The sequence below is a fragment of the Hymenobacter rubidus genome (assembly GCF_016734815.1).
Classification (GTDB): domain Bacteria; phylum Bacteroidota; class Bacteroidia; order Cytophagales; family Hymenobacteraceae; genus Hymenobacter; species Hymenobacter rubidus.
In genome coordinates, this window is record NZ_JAERQF010000006.1 from 17,914 (window position 1) to 39,240 (window position 21,327).

The following is a 21,327-nucleotide window of genomic DNA, read 5'->3' on the forward strand; positions in this document are numbered from 1 at the left end:
GGGGTGCGTTCAACGGTTCTCGGGTTTGTCCCCCCTTCTCCATCGGAGAGGGGGCCGGGAGATGAGGCATACGATTGGTAGCTGTACTCATTGAATCTGAATCTGATTAACTACCAGCCCGGCATCGAGCAAATAGAGCCGGATAGTGGCCGGGCCACTGCCTGCCACCTCGTGCGAAGTCTGGCCCTGCGAGAAGCCACGCAGCACATTTTCCTTCCACTGCTTGGAGTCGGCAGGTACGTTCACATCCACAACTTCCGGGGCGCTGCCATTGACGGAAACCGCGTAGTGCAGCCCCCGCCCGGCATACAGCCCAAACGTAGGCAGGCAGCGTACGGCCACCGTGTGCGCCCCGGCCGGCAAATTGGCGCGGTACTCCAGGTAAGGCGCGTTCGTCACCTCGGCCGCAAACGAGGGCACATCGTAGGGCATGCGGGTCAGTCCCTGCCCTTCCACCCCGAGGCCGGGCAGCAACGTCAGCGTTTCATTGGGCGCTACTTTCTTGCTAAAGAAAGCCGTGGCAGGTATCACCAGCGTCGCGGTGGCTGGAGCAGCTTCTGCCACTGCAGCAATGGGCGTACTAGCAATTCCAGGCGTTTTATGAGCCGCTTTTCCTTCGGCCAACAGCGCGGCAGTGGCTACAGGCGGCATCTCGAAAATCTTCTGGTCGCGCGGGTGCGAGCTCATCATACCGGCCCATTTGCCGCCCGCGATTTCATCATTATAGCGGCGCGTCAGGGTCTGAATCTGGTCGTGGGCAGCTTGGGCTTTCCGGGCAAAAACCAGGGCCTGGTCGTCGCCTTTTTTGGCCAGCTCCAGGCTGCGGGCGGCGTAAAACACCTTTTCATTCATCAGCCGGGCGCCCTGCGTGGGGTAGAGAATCAATTCAAAATAGGCATCCTGCAAGCTGGCCGGAATTAGCTTCTGCACGGCATCGGCTTCCGCCGCAATTTTCTGGTAATCGGCCAGGCGCTGGTCCTGCTCCGCAGCCGTGAAGCTTACGCCGCCGAGGTGCTCGGGCTTGACGGCGTGGCCCAGGCGGTAGTATTCGTGCTTGATGCGGGCAATGACCGGAGCCAGCTTAGCTCCGAAGGTTTCGGTGGCCCAGTGCGCAGCGTAAGCATCGGCGGTGGTTGGCGTCCAGCGGCCCACGTTCCAGGCCAGGTCCATGGCAAACTGCGTTTCCAGCTCGGCGGGCTTGATGTCGCCCACGTTCACCACCCACAGGCGCCGGGCGTCCAGCGCGTAGGCCTTGCTCAGTTCGTAGCTCATCAGCGCGGGCGAAATGCTCGACAGCCATAGGTAGTCCTGCGGCGCACCCCAGTATGAAACGTGGTAATACACGCCGCTGCCGCCGCTGCGCTTCTGCTCGGATTTGTCCGACAGCTGGCGGATGTAGCCGTGGTTGTCGTCGGCCCACACAATGGTCACGTCATCGGGCAGTTTCAGACCGGCCTGGTACAGCGTCAGTACCTCTTTGTAGGGGCAAAAAATCTGCGGCACCGGGCGGCCATTGATGGGCTTCACGTACTGGCTCAGCAGGCGGCGCTGGTCGGTGATGACGGTATCGAGCAGGCGCACTTTGGCGGCGCGGTCGGGCGGGCCGGGCATGCTGCCGTCGTGGATGCCGCGCATGCCCACTGTGTACACCGACTCGTAGCGGGCCGACTGCTTCAGCCGGTCTTCCCAGTAGTGGTACATCTGCGGGCCGTTGAGGTCGTAGCGCCATTCGCCGGGCTTCTGGCCGTATTCGTGCTGGTAGTTTTCGGCCCACTCAAACACGTTATTGCGCAGCATGGGCTCGCAGTGGCTGCTGCCCACCACAATGGCGTAGCGGTCGGCCAGCACGGGGTCGGCCGGGTAGTGGTAGAAGGCCTTGGTTCCGGGGTGCATAGCCGGCCAGATGTAATTGGCTTTCAGGCGCAACAGCAGCTCGAAGATGTGGGCGTAGGTATTCGGGCCGATGTCGTGCACGTCCTTGTCGAGGTGGCGGGCGGCCCAGGGGCGCAGGCCCCAGTCCTCATCATTCAGGAAAATGCCGCGGTACTGCACCGAGGGCGGGCCCTGCACTACTTGGCCGGGCTGCACATACAGGGCATCGTGGTGCGCAGGCGCTACATCGGCCCACCACACCCACGGCGACACGCCCATGCGCCGCGCCACTTCAAACACGCCGAAAGCCGTACCCCGCCGGTCGCTCCCCACAATGACCAGGGCCCGCGGCGCACCCGGAAACGGTTTCTCCACCACGCTGATGCTGAAGCTTTCCCATTGCCCGCGCAACTTTCCGGGTTGAAGCTTGCCGCTGGCTACGAGTTTGTTGACCAAAGCCGACTGGCCCAACGTGCCGATGATGACGGCCGGCCCGACCGGCGCTTTGCCATTGGCTTGCAGCTTGGGTTTCAAGCCCGTCACCCGCGCCACGTCAGTAGCAAAAGCTTCGGCCGCTACGCGCACCACGGCGGCATCCCTGGCGTCGGTGTAAAGCGTAGCGGCCTGCTTCGCGCGCACCAGGGGAAAGGCCTGAGCTGAATATGTAGCTGATAGCGGGAATGTGAGTGGGCCTTGGGCGTAGGTCGCCCTGCCGGTCAGCAAGCAAAAGCCCACGACCAACAGCTTCAAAAACGAACTACTATACCGGCGCATAAGTATGGTTTCGAGCAATTAAGGAGCAGGTACAGAAGCCGGCCTTTCGTACACTTCCACTTCCACCAAGCCCAGCGTGCCGGGCGGGCCAGCCTGGTCGGTGGCGGCGGTGGCTACTTTGGGTGTTTCCAGCTCCGTGATGTTGAAGGCATCCTTGGCTTGGGTCTGCCCGGTCAATTCGATGCGGACTTTCTGGCCGGTGCGCGGCGGGAACACGGCCGTAAAGTAGCCCAAACTACGTTCGGTTTTGCCGCTGAAGACCTCCTGTCCATCCACCAGAATGCGAATCGGGTAAGTGCTGGTGCGCCAGCCGGTCAGCTTCATGGCCACCTGGCTGATGGGGGACGGCCGCACCAGCGTGTATTCTATCCAAGGTTCGGCCTGTTTGCGGTCCGAAATCCACTCCGTCAGCTCGTTGTCATCGAAGCTGAACGCGGCATTGGCCGCATTGGAGTTGGTGGTGGCGGATTGAATGGGCACCGACACCCGCGACACCGTAAATGAGGGCCCGGGCGGCGTAGGCCCGCGCTGCAGGCGCACCGGCAAATCGGTGCCCGGCAGTTGCGGGCTCATGCCGTTTTCTACTTTTATAGGCGACGATTTCAGACTTACCGTAGCCGACTGCAAGCCCTCGGAAGCAGCAGTAATTTTGATAGTACCGGCCTGCGTGGTGCTGCGAATGAGTACCCGGTTCACGCCGCCTTCCACGGGCAGGCTCTTGGCCAGAATGTAGTTGCCGGGGCCTTGGGCCAGGCCGCCGCGCCACTCGGCCGGGCCGCTGAGAGTGAAATTGACCATATTCAGCGCCGTGGGACAGCGGCGGCCCTGGGCGTCCACGGCCTCGACCTGCAACAGGGCCAGGTCGGCGCCATCGGCGCGCAGACCGGTGGGACTGGCGATGTTGGTCAGGCGTAGGGCCACAGCCGGGCCGGCCGTTTGGTGCTCGGCTTCGCTTACCTTTTTACCAGCCGCGTCGTAGCTCACGGCGCGCAGGGTGCCGGGCTGCCAGGCCACGTTTTGGAAGGTGAACAGAAAGCGGTAGCTCTGCTGCCCAAAACCCAGCGACTTGCCGTTGAGAAACAGCTCCACTCGCTCGCCGTTCGATACTACCTCCACGTTTTTTACGGTGCCCGCCGGGTAGTTCCAGTGGCCGATGAGGTGCGTGCGGGCGTGCTCGGGCTCCACCCAGCCGTCCCACATTACCTGGTGGGCAAAGTAGCCGTCTTTGGCAATGCGCAGGGCGTCGACTTCGCCGCTGCGACGGTAATTTTCCTCGCCCCGGTAGTGGGTGTTGGTGTCGGAGAAGACGATGTTGACACCGCCGGCGCTGCTGCGCGTGCCGGTGCCGGGCCGCTCGTGCCAGTAGTCGTACCAACGAATCACGTCTTCGCGGGCCTGCGAATCCTGGTTGCGGTTGTACTCGGCGGCGTTGGCGCCTTTGTAGAGCGGGCCCGCGCCATCCTTATGGAAGGGCGGGCTCAGCTCGTCCCAATACTTGCGCAGGGCCTCGTCGCGCGAGTATTCCATGGCCCAGAGCGGCTTGGTGGCGCTTTTGTTGATGTAGAGCATCTCGCCGCCATATTCGGCCTCGGGGATATCCAGCATCTCGCGCGAGCCGATGGCCCGGCCGCCGTGCGGGTCGTACTGGTTCCGGATGTCCTTCAATTCCTGCATGTGGGCGGCGCTGATGCTTTCGTTGCCACCCTCGTAGAACACGACGCTGGGGTTGTTGCGGTTGTAGATGATGGCGTCGCGCATCAGTTCCAGGCGCTGGCCCCAGCGACGGTCGGCCACGTCTTTTTCGGCGTCGCCGGCGGGCATGGCTTGCAGCAGGCCCACCCGGTCGCAGCTTTCCACGTCCTGCTTCCAGGGGGTCACGTGCATCCAGCGCACCAGGTTGGCGTTGCCGGCCACCATCAGGCCGTTGCTGTAGTCGGAAAGCCAGGCGGGCACGCCCAGGCCCACGGCGGGCCATTCGTTGCTGGTGCGTTGGGCATAGCCGTGCACCATCAGCGCCCGGTCGTTCAGTTTGATGAGGCCTTTGGCAAACTCGGTTTTGCGGAAGCCGGTGCGGGTTTTCACCTCGTCGACGACTTGCTTATTGACGAGCAAGCGGGTTGAAACCGTGTAGAGGTAACCGTAGCCCCAGCTCCAGAAATGCAGCCCATGCAGGGTTGCCCGCGCGCTCACCGTTTTCATTTCGCCCGGCGCCAGCGTCGTTTCGCCACCGCTAAAAGTGCCCACGGCTTTGCCTTCGCCATCCGTTACCCTCGTTTCAAACGTGAAGGAGCGGGCCGCTGGAAACTCGTTTTTCACCTGCGCCTCGGCCACCACCGTGGCCTTGCCCGCAGGCACGTCGAAGTCCTGTGCATACACATACACGCCGGTGGTGCCCAGCACCGAAAACAGCGGCAGCGTTTGGTGCAGCGGGCTCATTACGTGCAGAAACACGTTCTTCGGAATGCCGCCGTAGTTGGCGTTGAAGTTGCGGTTGCTCCACTGGAAGGACGAGCCACTGGCTTTCTCCTTGTAGTCCCAGTCGTTGTCGGTGCGCACGGCCAGCACGTTGTCGGCCGGCGCGGGCTTCAGGTAGGGCGTGAGGTCGAAGCCCACGGCCATCACGCCGTTTTCGTGCAAGGCCAGGCGGTGGCCGTTCAGCCAGAACTCGCCGGCCAGCCGCACGCCTTCAAACTCCACGAACACCTTCTGGCCCGCCGCACCCGCCGGCAGCCGAAAATGCTTGCGGTACCACGCCACGCCGGTGCTCAGGTCTTTAATGTCCTTGCTAAACGCCTCATTCTCGTTCCAGGCGTAAGGCAACGTCACGCTTTTCCACTTGGCGTCGTCAAACGCTACGGCTTCGGCGCCGGGCGCCTCCCCTACCTGCACGCGCCATTCGGGGTTGAAGTTGAATTTCGTGCGGCCAGCAGTGGGCAGCGCGGCCACCGCGGCCGTGGCCAGGCACCACAGAACCATCAGTGGCAACCAGGCCATCGCAAACCGGCGCAAATCGGGAATCGGCATGGGTGGGAATTGAGGGAGAGCTACAAATGAAGCGGTAGCTGCGGGGCGCACTGTCCTGTACTGTGGGGTATCCCCGGCCCCAAACGCAAGTGCGCCCGGCTTCGGACGCACCCGCAGCGGCGGGCACAACCAAAACCGGGCGCAAAAGCCGGTGTCAGGCCAGATTAACGGTTTAGTAACCGTCGTTCTGGGTGTAGAGGCCCGGGGCCGAGCTCAGCTCCACCTGCGGCACCGGCAGCAGCAGCAGCGGGGCCGTGATGGGGCGGGTGATTTTGGGCGTGGTGCCCGTATCCTCCCGCTGCGCCCAGGCGTTCATCACAGTCAGGGCCAGGCCCGAACGCATCAGGTCGTTCCACCGCAGATTTTCACCGGCAAACTCGCGGCGGCGCTCCTCCATCAGGGTGGGCAGGTCGATGGTGGTGAGGGCGGGCAGGCCGGCGCGCACGCGGATGGGCGTAATCAGCGCGGCTGCGTCGGCGGGCGTGCCGCCCACGTTGCGCACCTGGCACTCGGCCTTCATCATCAGGATGTCGGCGTAGCGCAGCACGATGTAGTTGATGCCCCAGTCGGTGCGGCTGGCGCCCTTGGCCGCCACGTTGATGTACTTCTTGAAGAAGGGCCGGGTGTCGGTGGTGCCGGCGTTGGTGTAGCCCTGCTGGATATTCACGGCGCGGCGCACGTCGGTCGGGCTATACGACACGTTGTTCAGGTCATTGGAGCAGGGCTTGATTTCGACCGAGCCGGCCGAGAACGACAGGCCCAGGTTGCCCTGCGCGACGGTGCCGGTGTAGTAACCGTCGGGCGCCACAATGTTGGGGAAGCTGCCGCCCACCGTGCCGTTGGCGATGTATTGGATGTCGAACAGCACCTCGGCGTTGTTCTCGTTGGTGGGCGAGAAAATGCTGGCGTAAGCGCCGGTGCCGGTCAGCAGGTTGTAGCGGGCCGTGCCGCGGGCGGCAATGATGTCGGAGAGCAAACTATCGGCCCGGGCGTACTCGTTGAGCCCCATGCCGGGGCCCTTGATGCCGTAGTCGGGGCCGGAACGGGTGAGAAAGACCTGCGCCAGTACGCCCTTGGCGGCACCGGCTGTGACGCGCCCGACGTTGGTGCCGGTGTAGGAAACGGGCAGGTTGGCAATGGCCGTCCGCAGGTCCCGGATAATCAGCTTGTACACATCGGCCACTTCCGAGCGCGGAATCTTTTCCACCTCCTGCGGAATCAGGGCGTGCTCAATCACGGGCACACGGCCAAACTTGCGCACCAAGTCGAAGTACATGAAGGCCCGGATGAACTTGGCCTCGCCTTCGTAGCGGGTGCGCAGCGAGCCGGTCACACCCCCGTTCAACGCCAATTGGTCGAGCAGGGTGTTGGCCCGGAAGATGGTGGAGAAATCCGACGCCCAGGCATCGGCCACGTTGGCGTTGATGGGCAGCGCCGAGGCCGTGAAGTTGTTGACCGGGTCCCAGTCGCGCGAGCCGATGGAGCTCACGGCAAACATGTTATCGGAGCGCAGCTCCGAGAGAATAACCTCGCGGTCGGGGAAGCCGCGCAGTTGGCTGTACACGGCCGTCATGGCCTGGTCGAAGTCGGCCGCCGTTTTGTAGAAGTCCGGCACCGAACCGTTCGAAATCGGCGTTTGGTCGAGGTCCTTTTCGCAGCCGGTGAGGGCCACGGCGCAGGCCAGCGAAATGAAGAGAAATATGCGTTTCATGGGAAGTTTTTTATTAGCTGTTAGCTTTTGGCTGCTAGCTGTTAGCCTCGTTGTAGCATTTCTAACTGGAAAGCTAACGGCTAACAGCTACGAGCTAGTCGCTTTTAAAAAGTGAGGTTGAGGCCCAGCACCAGGGTTTTGGCCAGGGGCAGCCCGCCGTAGTCGGAGCCCGACACGAAGGTGCCGGTGTTGCTCGTGTTCAGGGCGTCGGGGTTGAGGCCGCCGTAGTACTTGTCCCAGCCAAACCAGTTTTCAGCCGTCACGTACACGCGGGCGCCTTGCGCCACTTTCTTGCTGATGACCTGGCCCAGGTCGTAGCCCAGGGTGATGAAGCGCACGCGGTAGTAGTCGGACGAGTACAGCCAGTCGGTGCTACGCACAAAGGTGAAGGCGCCAGCGCCCGTGGCCTTGCCCTTGATGCCCGCGCCGGGGTTTTCGGCCGAGTACCACCGGTCGCGCACACGGCCCAGGGCGTTTTCGAGGTAGCTCACGGCGGGGCGGTCGATGGCGCGGCCCAGGGTGGAGTAGATGGAACCGCCGGCCTGGCCCTGAATCAGGAAGCTCAGGTCGAAGCCCTTGTAGCGGAAGGTGTTGGTGATGCCGTAGGTATAGGTCGGGTTGGGGTTGCCCACCACCTGGCGGTCGTTCACGTCAATTTTGCCGTCGCCGTTGATGTCTTCGTACTTGGGGTCGCCGGCCGTTTCGCCGGTCAGGCGGGCGGCGTTGTTGTCGATGTCGGCCTGGCTCAGGATGCCGGTTTGCCGTATCACAAACAGGCTGTAGATGGGCAGGCCCACCTGCAGGATGTTGCTGGGCGTGTCGAGGCCGTTGGGCACTTCGATGCGGGCATCGCCAGGGCCCAGGTGCACCACTTTGTTCTCGTTATGGCTCACGTTGAGCGAAGTGGTCCAGGAGAAGGCCCCTTCTAGGTTGCGGGTGCTCAATTCCACTTCCCAGCCTTTGTTCTGCATCTCGCCAATGTTTTCGAGGTTGGTACCAAAGCCGGAGGCCGTGAGCACGGGCACGTTCAGCAACAGGTCCTGGCTGGTTTTGGTGTAGTAATCAGCCGCCAGCACAATGCGGTTTTTCAGAAACGAAACGTCCAGGCCGTAGTCGAAGGTGCGGTTGCGCTCCCAAGCCAGCAAGGTGTTGCCCACTTTGTTGGGCGCCTGGCCCGTTACCTGCACGCCGCCGAGGGTGTAGTTGCTGAAGCCCAGCGTCGGAATCGAGCTGTAGTCGCCGATGGTGTTGTTGCCGGAGTAGCCCAGGCTGGCGCGCAGCTTCAAATCGCTCAGGAAGGTGACTGGCTGCAGGAACGGCTCCTGCGAGATGCGCCAGCCCACGCTCACGGCCGGGAAGGTGCCCCACCGGCTGTTGGCGCCGAAGCGCGACGAGCCGTCGCGGCGCACGCTGGCCGACAGCAGGTACTTGCCGTCGTAGGCGTACTGCAAGCGCGTGAAGTAGGAAATCAGCACGTTGCGCGTCTCGGTGGTGTAGTTGCTGCCCGTGCCCGTGATGTTGGTGGCCGCGTTCAGCGTGGTCACCGTGTTGTTGATGAAGCCGCCCGAAGCGGCCAGCGCCACGTTGTCGAGCTTGGTGTTGCTGTAGGACTGGCCCACCAGCAAGGTAAAATCGTTTTTGCCGAGGGCACGGTTGTAGGTGGCCGTGTTTTCGTTCACGAACGTCTGGCGGCGGTAGGCGCTGTACGACCCCGAAGCCAGCGACGTGGCCAGGTTGCGCGTGGGCGGCGAGTACGATTTTGACGTCGCGTCGGTGTTGTCGAAGTTGAGGGTGGAACGCAGGCGCAGGCCGTTGATGGGGGTCAATTCGCCGAATACCGTGCCCAGCGTGCGGTAGGTGCGGGTGTCGCCCTGGTAGTTTTTGATGACGGCAATGGGGCTGGCCGTGCTCACGCCCCAGCGGTAGGTTTCGTTTTTGCCGTAGCCGGTGTAAATGCCTGCCGTGTCTTCCACAATTGGGGTTTCCGACAGTATCTGGTGGAAGCGGTTGTCCTTGCCTTCAATGCCAGGGTCCGTCGAAATGGAATAGGTCGGGCTCACCTGCAAGCCAAACTTCAGCTTGTCGGTGGCCTTCACTTCCACATTGGCGCGGGCCGAGTAGCGCTTGTAGTCCAGCCCCAGCGCAAAGCCCTGCTGGTCGCTGTAGTTGCCCGACACGAAGTAGTTCACGTTGTCGGTGGCGCCCGAGGCGCTTACCTGGTAGTTCTGGCTCACACCGGTGCGGTACAGCTCGTCCTGCCAGTCCACGTACTGCAGGCCGGGGTGGCCGGGCATGGCCCACCGGTCGTCCAGCATGTAGGTGGGGTTCACGTTGTTGCCCGTCAGGCCCAGAATGGCGCGGCGCTGGGCCGTGGTCTGGTCGGCGGTGCGGGCCGGCCCGCCGGCCGGCGTCGACTTCACCCACTTGTCGTTGATGATTTCCGTAGCGCGCGCCGCCCACTCTTCGCCGCTCAGCAGGTCGAGTTTTTTGGCGGCCCGCGAGCCCCCCACGTAGGAGTTTACGCTGATTTGGGCCTTGCCCGAGCGACCGCGCTTGGTGGTGATGAGCACCACACCATTGGCCGCCCGCGAGCCGTAGATGGCGGCCGCGGCCGCATCCTTCAACACCTCAATTTTCTCGATGTCGTTGGGGTTGATGTTATCCAGGGGGCTGCCGTTGCTGAAACGGCCGCCGCCGTTGGCCGCGGCCGTTTCCAAGGGAAAGCCGTCAATCACATACAGCGGCTCGTTGCCAGCCGAGATAGAACCCGCACCCCGCACCTGAATGCTGAAGGCCCGGCCGGGCACGCCCGAGGTCTGCTTCACTTGCACACCGGCCAGCTGGCCCACCAGGGCCTGGTCGACGCGGGCAATGGGCCGCTCTTCCAGTTTGCGGGCATCCAGGGTGGCAATGGCGCCGGTCACGTCGGCCCGTTTCTGGGTGCCATAGCCCACTACCACCACTTCTTCGAGGCTCTTGGTGTCGTCAACCATCTTAATGGTGAAGGCACCAGGCCCGGAAAAGCTGCGCTCCTGGGTCTGGAAGCCTATGAAGCTGAATACCAGCGTGCCCGTTTTGTCGGGCACCGACAAGGAGAACGAGCCGTCGGCGTTGCTGGTGGTGCCCAGGGTGGTGCCCTTCACCACCACCGTTACGCCGGGCAGGCCTTCGCCCGTGGGCGAAGTTACTTTGCCGGTGAGTGGCCAATCAGCCACCACGTGGCGAACAGGGGGTGCCGCCGCTGCCGCCGCGCCCGGCCCGGCCAACAGGAGCATTGGCAAGCACGCAACCAAGCGCAAACGTTGCCAGGAGTAAGTATTCTTCATGAGGGTAATAATGGGTGAGATTTTGAAGTAGCAAGCAGTGCGTGGGAGGCGGGACCTGAGGCCAATATTAGCGGGCCATAATGCCCATACTCTCCTGTAGACTACTGTATAGGCTTATTTCGTCACTATCCTGTCCAGTTTTTATAGTCACTTATCATGTCGCCGGTGGCTTGCTTAGCCGGAGCGGTAGTAGGCAATCTCGGTGTAGGAGCAAGGAACGTGGCGTCAAGCCACCGAAATGCTACAACACCGTCTGATTATCCTGAAAACGATTACACCAAGGCTGATTTAGCCGTAAATGCCTTATCTCCTGAGTGGTTACTTACCATTTCCATACAAAAATCCAGTTCATCCAATATAAATCCTTCCCGCACTCTCCTGCCTTATTTACACAATCGATTGCGGTAATGATATCAGCAGCGTTGTCTAACATGCGGCTGCTTGCTTTTCAAGCTGGGAACCTGCAGCCGTTTCAAAGTCAGTGTCCGTGCGGGTCAGTAGCGCGCACGTTGTCGTTCGCGTGCCAGAACGAGCTGGCAGCGCGGGGACGCGAACGACACAGTTCGCGCTACTCTACACCAACCCCGACACCGCGCTAGGCGAGTAGTGCGTTGAGTGTGTACTCAATTAAACCACCTATAAAGTAAAGCAACCCATCAATCCCGTTAACAAAACGATACCAGTTTCCGGAACTGCACCGCATGGGTTCGCCCGCTTGCATGGGGATGGCAATTGGCTCCGCTTCTACCGCGCGAACTTGCGGCCAAGTACTCAATTCTTGCCTTGCGTAGGCGTCCGCCACGCATCGGTGCGAAACGGCGAAGCCGGCAGCCCGGCGCCGTTGAACAGATTGGGCATTGGCGACTTGCTCCAGCCAAAGCGCACGGCCACCGGCTGCGCCACCCGCGGGCTGCTCACCACCACCGTGCGCCCTTCGATGCGGGCTTGGGCGGGCACAAACACGCTATCGGGCCCGGCAATGGTGAATTCGCGCAACGCGCCTCCACCCGGGGCAGTCAGGCCATCGGCGTAATCAAAAGTGAGGCGCGCCTCACCAGTTTTTACGGTCATGGCTTTATACAGGGGCCCGGAATACGGCAGGCTTTTCTGGCCGTAATCCTTGGCCAAAGCCCACAGAGCCAGGCGGTGCCCTACGGTGAGCTTGTCGCGCGGGTGGATGTCGAGCGAGTCGCCCACGTCCGTCGTCACCACCATGCCGGTGTGGGGCACGGTGCGCAGCGTGAGCAGCTGCGCTTCGCGGATTTCGGCATTCTGGCTCTTGTGCGGGGCAATCTGCACGAAGTAAAACGGCAGGCTGGGTTGCTGCCAGTCCTGCCGCCAGCTGGCAATCAGGGCCGGAAACAGGGTGCGGTACTGGTAGGCCCGTTCGGCATTGCTCTCGCCCTGGTACCAGATGACGCCGCGCAGCGTGTACGGCTCCAGGCCCCGAATCATGCCGTTATAGAGCTTGTAAGGCGACTTGTTGCTGCCGGCACTGAGAGGGTCAGTGGGCTTGGGCCGGGTGCTCTGGGGGTTGTCGGCTTTTTCCTGTTTCCAGGCGGCCAGGGCTGTTTCGTAGGCGGGGCGCTGGGCCAGGCCCGTGTTGTAGCGGGTGAGGATGGGGCGCAGCAAGGGGTTGTTTTCCAGCACATCCTTCCGCGTCCACGACTCGGCCGGCGTGCCGCCCCAGGAGGAGTGAATCAGGCCAACGGGCACGTTCAGATTCTGCTGAATTTCGAGCCCGAAAAAGTAGGCCACTGCCGAGAAAGTGCCCACGGTTTCCGGGCTGCACACGGCCCAGCTGCCGCTCACGTCGCGCTGCGGCGAGTCGGCCACTTTCTGTGCCACCGTGAAGAGGCGGATGGTTGGGTGGTTGGCCTTGGCAATAACTTCCGCAGCATTTTTGAGGCCAGTGCGCCAGCCTTCGCCCTTGGCAATGGGGAAGTTCATGTTCGACTGCCCGGAGCACAGCCACACCTCGCCCAGCATCACGTTGTTGATTTGAAGCTTGTTTTTGCCTGCGATGGCAATGCTGTAGGGGCCACCGGCTTTCACGGTAGGCACGCGTACCAGCCAATTGCCCTGCGCGTCGGCGGTGGTTTTGGCCACCGCTTTTTGCCAGCCGGCCGTTACCGTCACAGCCTCGCCGGGGATGGCCCAGCCCCAAAGGGCCACGGTGGTTTTCTGCTGCAATACCATGTTATCGGTCAGCAGCGCGGGCACCGTGACATCGGCGCGGCCGAGGGTTGGCAGAAATAGCAGGAGTAGCAGGAAATAGCGGGCCATATCAGGTTGAAGCGCGGATTTTGTGAGCCTGCAGATAGTTAGGGTTTGAATATACTTGGTTGCCTTTTGTGCGGATGCGGACTTGCCGAGCCTGCCCTACCCAACCTTCAGAATAAACGACGAAGCCGTCATCTCCCGGCCGCCCTGCGAGGCGCAGAACAGATACTCGGGCTTGCCGTCGCGCAGCAGCAGTTGCGGCCGTTCGAGGCGGCCGTAGCGCTTGAGCTTGGGCGGCGCGGGCGGCTCCGTCACGCCGTAGTCGCGAATGGGCAGGAAGGCGATTTTGGGAAACGTCCAGGTTTTGCCATCTTTCGATTCCAGATACAAGCCCACTTCCTGGCTGTACACGCCCATATCGCGGGCCAGCATGTTGAATTTGCCGTGCTGCCGCCACACAAAGGCGTCCTCGAACTGCTTGTTGTTGCCTTGCTTGGAGAAATCGATAACCGGGTTGCCTTCAAATTTCTGGTAGGGCCCTTGCAGCTTATCCGAAATGGCCAAGCCGTATTTGCGGTTGCCACGAATGACGGGGTCCTTTGACTCCTCGTATTCCTTTGTGTTCCAGGACTTGTAGTAGAGCCAGTACTTGCCTTCGTGCTTGATGAAGGCGGGGTTGGTGGTGCAGTGGTCGTCCCAGGCACCGGCGGGGCCGGGCAGCAGCAGGGGCGCCTCCGGCCGCGTCCAGGGGCCATTGAGGGTGGGCGCAGTGGCCAGGCCGATGCGCTTGGTGTCGGTTTTGCCGTTGGAGTTGCCCATGAAAAACAGGCAGTACTGGCCGTCCACGAACTGAATGCTGGGGTTGTGGCAGGTGGTGGCGTCCCAGTGGCCGGGGCCGCGCGGGGCCAGCACGGTCTCGAGCACCTGGTAAGGGCCTTCGGGCTTGTCGGCCACGGCGTGGGCTATTTCGGAACCGCGAATCCAGCCGCCCATGCCCTTTTTGGCGTCCCAGCGCGAGAAGAAAACGTGCACCCGCCCATCGGGCCCGTAAATGGGCGAGTTGCACCACACATAGTAATCGGGTAGTTCCAGCGCCCGGCCCACCGGCTTCAGGTGCTTGCTGAACTTGGCAAAGTCGGCCTTCGGATAATCAATCAGTCGGCCCGAAAATCCGGCCAGCGCCCGCGTGAGCGGGGCCAGAAGCAAACCAGTCAGAAACGTGCGGCGAGCCAGCATGCGGGGGTGGGAATGAGTAATCGAAGCGGCAGAAAGCATTGCAAGAAAGCGAGCCTTGGCCCCCGTACTCTCCTGCACTCTGCCGTTTGCATCACACCGGGCTCCTACGGAGCAGCCGCTGAAAGCTTGGGTGCCGCGGCCCTTGAGAAAGGCCGGGGCTGGAGCAGTAGGCATGACAGTGCAGGTATGCGTCGGCAAGTGCCTCGGGTACTTTTAAGCCATCGTCACTTCCCACCCCCTTGCTTTATGAAAAAAAGCTTCTCCGCGGTAACTGCTACTTGCGTGCTGCTGGCGGCCACGGCCGCTGCCCAAACACCCAAAACCACCTTCAAATTCGATTTTGGACCGGGCAAAGCAGCCGCGGGCTATCAGCAGGTGCTTCCTTCGGCCGCCTACTCCCCTACCACGGGCTACGGCTTCGATTTCGGCACCACGGTGACGGGCACCGACCGCGGCGGCAAAGACGCGCTTAAAGGTGACTTCGTGACCAGCAAACAGCCCTTTTACTTCTCGGTGAAGCTGCCCGAGGGCAACTACAACGTGACCGTGACCCTGGGCGATGCCAAAGGCCCGGCCAGCACCTTCCTCAAGGCCGAATCGCGGCGCTTGCTGCTCGAAACCACCGCCACCAAACCGGGCCAGTTCACTACCCATACCTTCACCCTGAACCTGAAGAGCCGCCGCATCAGCGACACCGAAACCGTGGCCCTCAAGCCCCGCGAGCTGCGCAAGCTGGACTGGGACGACCGCCTGACGCTGGAATTTGACGGGGCGAACCCCTGCCTGGCCGCGCTGGAAATCACGCCCGCGCCCACCGCTACCACCGTTTTCCTGGCCGGCAACTCCACCGTGGTGAACCAGGACGACGAGCCTTGGGCGGCCTGGGGCCAGATGCTGCCGCGCTTCCTCAAGCCCGGCGTGGCCGTGGCCAACCACGCCGAATCGGGCCTCACGCTGGGCTCCTTCCTGGGCTCGAAGCGCCTGGCCAAGGTGCTGAGCGTGATGAAGCCCGGCGACTACCTGTTCATCGAATTCGGCCACAACGACCAGAAGGACAAGGGCGAGAACGACGGCGCCTGGAAATCCTACACCGAGCGACTGCACCTGTTTGTGCAGGAGGCCAAGAAAAAGGGCGGCATCCCGGTCATCGTCACGTCTACCAGCCGCCGCAGCTTTGGGGCCGATGGCAAGATTGAAAACAGCCTCGGCGATTTCCCCGCCGCCGCCCGCAAGGTGGCCCAGGAGGAAAACGTTGCCCTCATCGACCTCAACGCCATGACGGCGAAACTCTACGAGGCGATGGGCGTGGAAGAGTCGAAAAAAGCGTTGGTCCACTACCCTGCCAACACCTACCCCGGCCAAACTGCACCCCTGGCCGACAACACCCACTTCAACCCCTACGGCGCCTATGAAATCGCCAAATGTGTGGTCGAAGGCATCAAGGCCAACAAGCTGGGCCTGGTGAAATTCCTGCGCAACGACACGCCGACGTTTGACCCCGCCAAGCCCGATGCGCTGGCCACTTGGATATGGATTGACAGCCCGCGGAGTGAAGTGACCAAGCCGGACGGGAATTAGGCAAATTCCCCAAATTAAGAACGGTCATGTCGAGCGCAGCCGAGACATCTCGCGTGCCACCACTAATCCCTTTTGACTGGATTACTAAAGCACGCGAGATGTCTCAGCTGCGCTCGACATGACGGGCCTGTTTATGGGCACCAACCCTTACTCCTCAAAACTTCACCCATGAAGAAACTGCTTGCTTTCTTCTTCCTTCTCCTAGCCCTGCCCGCCCTTGCGCAAACCAAGCCCGCACGCACGCTTTGGTACGACCAGCCCGCCAAGGTGTGGGAAGAGGCCCTGCCGCTGGGCAACGGCCGGCTGGGCGCCATGGTGTTTGGCCGCCCGGCCGAGGAATTAATTCAGCTGAACGAGGCCACGCTGTGGACCGGTGGCCCCGCCAATCCCAACCCCAACCCCGAGGCGTTCAGCCACCTAGCGGAAGTGCGCCGCTTACTCTTCGCCGGCGACAACGGCGCGGCCGTGAAGCTCATGCGCCAGATGCAGGGCCCCAACACCAACGCCTACCAGCCCCTGGGCGACCTGCTGCTGCGCCAGCCAATGACCGGCCAGCCCACCAACTACTACCGCGACCTGAACCTGGCCGATGCCACGGCTACCACCCGCTTCACGGTGAACGGCGTGGACTACACCCGCGAAGTGTTCGTGACGGCGCCGGGCCAGGTGGTGGTCATTCGCCTCACGGCCAGCCGGAAAAAGGCGTTGGATTTCAGCCTTTCTACCAAAACCCAACTAGACTTTACCAAGGGCATAGAAGCTAAACAAGACTTGGTGCTGCGCGGCAAAGCCCGCATCTTCGCCGACGAGCGCCGCGCAATGAAACCGGTAGTGTATAAGGACGACCAGAGTTGCAACGGCATGCGCTACCAAATGCGCATTCGGGTGGTAAAAACGGATGGAAGGGTGCAGGCCGACAGCATTCTGCATATCAGCGGGGCCAGCGAGGCCCTGATACTTGTGTCGGGCGCCACCAGCTTCAACGGTTACGATAAGTGCCCCGATAAGGACGGCAAGGACGAAACCAAAGAAGCCCTGCGCTACCTCGATGCCGCCAGTCGCCAAAGCTTTAGCACGCTAAAAACGGAACACGTCAAGGACTACCAGCGGTATTTCAACCGGGTGCAGTTTACGCTGGATGGCGCCGTACCACCCAACCTGCCCATCGACCAGCGCCTAAAGGCCTACAAAGCCGGCCAGCCCGACCCCGCACTGGAGTTGCTGTACTTTGATTTTGGCCGCTACCTGCTCATTTCCAGCTCGCGCCCGGGCGGCCCGGCGGCCAACCTGCAAGGCATCTGGAACCCGCTGATTCGGCCCTCCTGGCGCAGCAACTACACCACCAACATCAACCTGCAGATGAACTATTGGCCCGCCGAGGCCTGCAACCTGCCCGAGATGCAGGAGCCGCTACGGGCTCAAATCAGCCGCTTCGCCAAAAACGGCACCGCCACAGCGACTAATTACTACCACGCCCGCGGCTGGGCGGTGCACCACAACTCCGATATCTGGGCCCAGACCAACCCCGTGGGTGAAGGCAGCGGCGACCCCAAATGGGCCAACTGGAGCCTGGGCAGCCCCTGGCTCGCGCAGCATTTGTATGAGCACTACCGTTTCACGAATGACCGAAATTACCTGCGCCAGGAGGCCTATCCACTGATGAAGAGTGCCGCCGAATTCTGCCTCGACTGGCTGGTAGAAAAGGACGGCTACCTCGTCACGGCCCCTTCCACCTCGCCCGAAAACAGCTACCTGCTGCCCAACGGCAGCAAGGAAGTCGTGACCATCGCCTCCACGATGGACATGTCCATCATGCGCGACTTATTTGCCAACGTCATCGAGACCGATTCCATTCTGGGCATCGACGCGGATTTTGCCAAGCTGCTGGAGCAGAAGCGGGCGCGGCTCTACCCGCTGCACATTGGGCAAGCCGGCAACCTGCAGGAATGGTACGGCGACTGGGCCGACGTGGACCCGCAGCACCGGCACGTGTCGCAGCTGTTCGGCCTGCACCCCGGCCGCGAAATCTCGCCCCTGCTCACGCCCCAATACGCCGCGGCGGCCCGCAAAACCCTAGAAGTGCGCGGCGACGAAGGCACCGGCTGGAGCAAGGCCTGGAAAATCAACTTCTGGGCTCGCCTGCTCGATGGCAACCACGCCTACAAGATGTACCAAGAGCTGCTCAAAGTATCTACCCTCAACAACCTCTTCGACACCCACCCGCCCTTCCAGATTGACGGCAACTTCGGGGCCACCGCGGGCATCACCGAAATGCTTCTGCAAAGCCAGCTCGACGACGTGCACTTGCTGGCGGCCTTGCCTGCCGCCTGGCGCACGGGGCATGTGGCGGGCCTGGTGGCCCGCGGTGGCTTTGTGGTAGACATGGATTGGCGCGAGGGCAGGCTGACCAAAGCCCGCATTCTCTCCCGCACCGGGGCCCTGCTCAATCTTCGCACCTATGTGCCCGTGACGGTGACGGGCGCATCAACTAAAACGGTGACGAGCCTGGTGAATGGTCAATCGCAGTACGTGACTTCGTTCGAAACGACGGCCGGCAAAACCTACGCAATTGTGGCGCAGTAGCGTGGACTCTGCGAGTCCGCGCATAGTCGTCATGCTTCGCTGCGCGCTGCGTGACGTTCTTTATCAGTAAATTACCCTTCCGATGAAACTCCCCGCCCTCCTCACGCTCTTTGCCCTGGCTACAGGCGCCACCCATGCCCAAACCGCTCTAAAACCCAGCGAAGCCTTCGTCTTCTGCTACTTCAAAAACAACGGCCAGGACGGCCTGCACCTCGCCAGCAGCCGCGACGGCTACACCTGGACCGCCCTGAAACGCGACAGCACCTTCCTGCGGCCCACCGTGAGCAAGGACCGCCTGATGCGCGACCCCTGCATCCTGCACGGCGCCGACGGCCTGTTTCACATGGTCTGGACGGTGAGCTGGCAGGACAAGGGCATCGGCTACGCCAGCTCCAAAGACCTGATTCACTGGAGCGAGCAGCGCTTTCTGCCCGTGATGGCGCAGGAGCCCGGCACCCGCAACACCTGGGCCCCGGAAATCACCTACGACCCCGCCACCAAAACCTACCTCATCTACTGGGCCAGCACGATTACGGGCAAATTCCCCGAAACCCAAAGCCAGGAGGAAAACGGCTACAACCACCGCATCTACGCCACCAGCACGCAGGATTTCAAGACCTTCACGCCCACCAAACTCCTCTACGAGCCCGGCTTCAACGTCATCGACGCGAGCATTCAGGCCGACGGCCAGCGCTACGTCATGTTCCTGAAGGACGAAACCCGCGAGCCCGTGCAGAAAAACCTGCGCGTCGCCTTCGCCGACCAGCTGGCCGGTCCCTACGGCAAACCCTCGGCGCCCATCACCGGCAATTACTGGGCAGAAGGGCCCACCGCCGTGAAGCTGGGCGCGGAGTGGCTGGTGTATTTCGACAAGTACCGCGAGCACAAGTACGGCGCCGTAAAATCCACTGATTTGACGCACTGGACCGATATTTCCGACCGGATAACGCTGCCCGCCGGCCTGCGCCACGGCACCATTTTTCGCGTCTCGGCCAAGGAGCTGAAGCTGCTGGAGCAACAATAGAAGCTGATGAAAAACGTGTTTCATTTTCTCTTTCAGCGACGATTAAACCTGCCAACTGCCGGCAGCGGCTCTAGTCGTCAGGCCCCCCATTCCTGGGCAAAGGGGCCGCCCCGAAGGGGTCCCGTGAGGTTGGCCAGCCGCGCCGCATGCGTTGCGTTAGGCCTCGCGCTACTGCTGGCTTTACCCCATCAATCGGCGGCTCAAAAAGCGAAAGCCACAAAAGCCGCCAAGCCCGCGCCCAAACCCCTTTTCAGCGACCCCATCTACGACGGCGCGGCCGACCCGGCCCTTATCTGGAACAAGCAGGCCAAGAAATGGTGGATGTTCTACACCAACCGCCGCGCCACCGACACCACCGCCCACGGCGTGACGTGGGTGCACGGCACCCGCATCGGCATCGCCGAATCCGGTGACGGCGGCACCACCTGGACCTACCGCGACACGGCCAACATCAACTTCCGCCCCGACCGCGGCTACACGCACTGGGCCCCCGATATTGTGGAAGATAAAGGCCGCTACCACATGTTCCTGACCTATGTGCCCGGCACGTTTACCGACTGGAACCACCCGCGCGTCATCATCCAGCTCACCAGCACCGATTTGCGGAACTGGAAATACGTGCAAACCCTGCCGCTCATCACCGATAAGGTCATTGATGCCAGCGTTTTGAAGCTGCCCGACGGCACCTGGCGCCTCTGGTACAACAACGAGCGGGACCACAAATCCATCTATTACGCCGACAGCCCCGACCTGCTGCACTGGACCGACCACGGCCAGGCCCTGAACGAGCGCGGCGAAGGCCCCAAAGTCTTCCGCTGGCACGAGCAGTACTGGATGATAATCGACCAATGGAAAGGCATGGCCGTGTACTACTCCACCGACCTGCTGCACTGGACCGCCCAGCCCGAGCGCCTCCTCGAACTCCCCGGCCAGGGCCAAGACGACCAGGCCATCGGCGGCCACTGCGACGTGGTGGTGAGCAACGGCCGCGCCTACGTGTTCTACTTCACCCACCCCGGCCGCAGCAAAGCCAGCCCCGCGCCAGCCAATAGCATTGCTGCCAAGCGTAGCGTGATTCAAGTGGCAGAGTTCGAATTCAAAGACGGCCAACTGACCTGTGACCGGGACAAGCCGACGTACGTGCAATTGCTGAAGCCGAAAAAATAACGTCTGGCGATGTAGAGGCGCAATATTTTGCGTCTCATCGTTGAATGATGACGTGAGAACGGCGCGGTTCCGGTCGTTCAACGACGAGACGCAAAACATTGCGCCTCTACATCGTTCGAAAACTTTTTTCACACTCGCACAGTTTAAATACCAAACGGTATATTTGCACCGTCATCATGTCCAAAGCCGAGCGCACCCGCCAGTTCATCATCGAGCAAACGGCCCCTGTTTTCAACAAGCAGGGCTACGCCGGCACGTCCCTGAATGACCTCACGGCCGCCACCGGCCTCACCAAGGGTGCCATCTACGGCAATTTTGAGAACAAGGAAGAAGTAGCCCTGGCTGCTTTCGACTACAACCTGGGCCTGGTGCACGAAGGGCTTCGGGCCGGCACCAGCAGCACGGCGCCGGTGCGCGAGCAGCTGCTGGCCATGCCGCGCTTTTACCGCCAGCACTACCCCTCCCTCAAGCAAAAGGGCGGCTGCCCTATCCTGAACGCCGCCGTGGAATGCGACGACGCCCCGCCCGCCGCCCTGCTCCAACGCGTGCAGGCCAGCCTCGCCAAGTGGCACCGCAACCTCGTGCGCCTCATCGAAAAAGGCCAGCAAACCGGCGAAATCAAGCCCGCGGCCGATGCCAGCCGCTATGCCAACCTGTTCATCGCCCTCACCGAGGGCGGCATTCTGGTCTCGAAAGCCACCGGTGATTCCACGGCCCTCTTCACCGGCCTCGACCACATCGAGCACCTGATTGAAACCGAACTGGTGAGCTGATATTTTTTTACCCAAAATTATACCGATTGGTATAAA

The 21,327-nt window shown here is 61.9% G+C and carries 11 protein-coding genes; 5 read left to right on the top strand and 6 right to left on the bottom strand.

Going from position 1 to position 21,327, the window contains the following annotated elements:
- Window positions 1–87 precede the first annotated feature (87 nt).
- From JKL48_RS06165 to JKL48_RS06190, 6 genes are all read right to left on the bottom strand, one after another.
- On the bottom strand, window positions 88–2,511 hold the full coding sequence (locus JKL48_RS06165) for a glycosyl hydrolase 115 family protein (RefSeq protein WP_201980029.1): 2,424 nt from the start codon (window positions 2,509–2,511) through the stop codon (window positions 88–90).
- Between the two features lie 153 nt (window positions 2,512–2,664).
- Complete coding sequence (locus JKL48_RS06170; protein ID WP_236668644.1) at window positions 2,665–5,670, bottom strand: glycoside hydrolase family 2 protein; 3,006 nt, start codon at window positions 5,668–5,670, stop codon at window positions 2,665–2,667.
- A 172-nt stretch (window positions 5,671–5,842) separates the two neighbouring features.
- On the bottom strand, window positions 5,843–7,381 hold the full coding sequence (locus JKL48_RS06175) for a RagB/SusD family nutrient uptake outer membrane protein (RefSeq protein WP_201980031.1): 1,539 nt from the start codon (window positions 7,379–7,381) through the stop codon (window positions 5,843–5,845).
- A gap of 104 nt (window positions 7,382–7,485) precedes the next feature.
- A complete protein-coding gene (locus JKL48_RS06180; protein WP_201980033.1) occupies window positions 7,486–10,656 on the bottom strand; it encodes a SusC/RagA family TonB-linked outer membrane protein in 3,171 nt (1,056 codons plus the stop codon).
- Between the two features lie 822 nt (window positions 10,657–11,478).
- Window positions 11,479–12,993: a sialate O-acetylesterase gene (locus JKL48_RS06185; RefSeq protein ID WP_201980035.1), complete on the bottom strand. Its 1,515-nt coding sequence runs from the start codon at window positions 12,991–12,993 to the stop codon at window positions 11,479–11,481.
- A gap of 96 nt (window positions 12,994–13,089) precedes the next feature.
- Complete coding sequence (locus JKL48_RS06190) at window positions 13,090–14,166, bottom strand: glycoside hydrolase family protein (protein WP_201980038.1); 1,077 nt, start codon at window positions 14,164–14,166, stop codon at window positions 13,090–13,092.
- A gap of 246 nt (window positions 14,167–14,412) precedes the next feature.
- Between JKL48_RS06190 and JKL48_RS06195 the strand changes: the two genes are divergently transcribed.
- The 5 genes from JKL48_RS06195 (at window position 14,413) to JKL48_RS06215 (ending at window position 21,291) form a co-directional block, all read left to right on the top strand.
- Entirely contained in the window at window positions 14,413–15,744 is a 1,332-nt protein-coding gene (locus JKL48_RS06195; RefSeq protein WP_201980039.1) for a rhamnogalacturonan acetylesterase, read from the top strand.
- Between the two features lie 168 nt (window positions 15,745–15,912).
- Window positions 15,913–18,327 (top strand): glycoside hydrolase family 95 protein, encoded by a 2,415-nt coding sequence (locus JKL48_RS06200; RefSeq protein WP_201980041.1) that lies wholly within the window; start codon window positions 15,913–15,915, stop codon window positions 18,325–18,327.
- A gap of 82 nt (window positions 18,328–18,409) precedes the next feature.
- On the top strand, window positions 18,410–19,351 hold the full coding sequence (locus tag JKL48_RS06205; protein WP_201980043.1) for a glycoside hydrolase family 43 protein: 942 nt from the start codon (window positions 18,410–18,412) through the stop codon (window positions 19,349–19,351).
- Between the two features lie 123 nt (window positions 19,352–19,474).
- Entirely contained in the window at window positions 19,475–20,518 is a 1,044-nt protein-coding gene (locus JKL48_RS06210; RefSeq protein WP_201980045.1) for a glycoside hydrolase family protein, read from the top strand.
- A 176-nt stretch (window positions 20,519–20,694) separates the two neighbouring features.
- Window positions 20,695–21,291 carry a TetR/AcrR family transcriptional regulator gene (locus tag JKL48_RS06215; protein ID WP_201980047.1) on the top strand — a complete coding sequence of 199 codons (597 nt, stop codon included), beginning with the start codon at window positions 20,695–20,697 and terminating at the stop codon, window positions 21,289–21,291.
- Window positions 21,292–21,327: the final 36 nt, after the last annotated feature.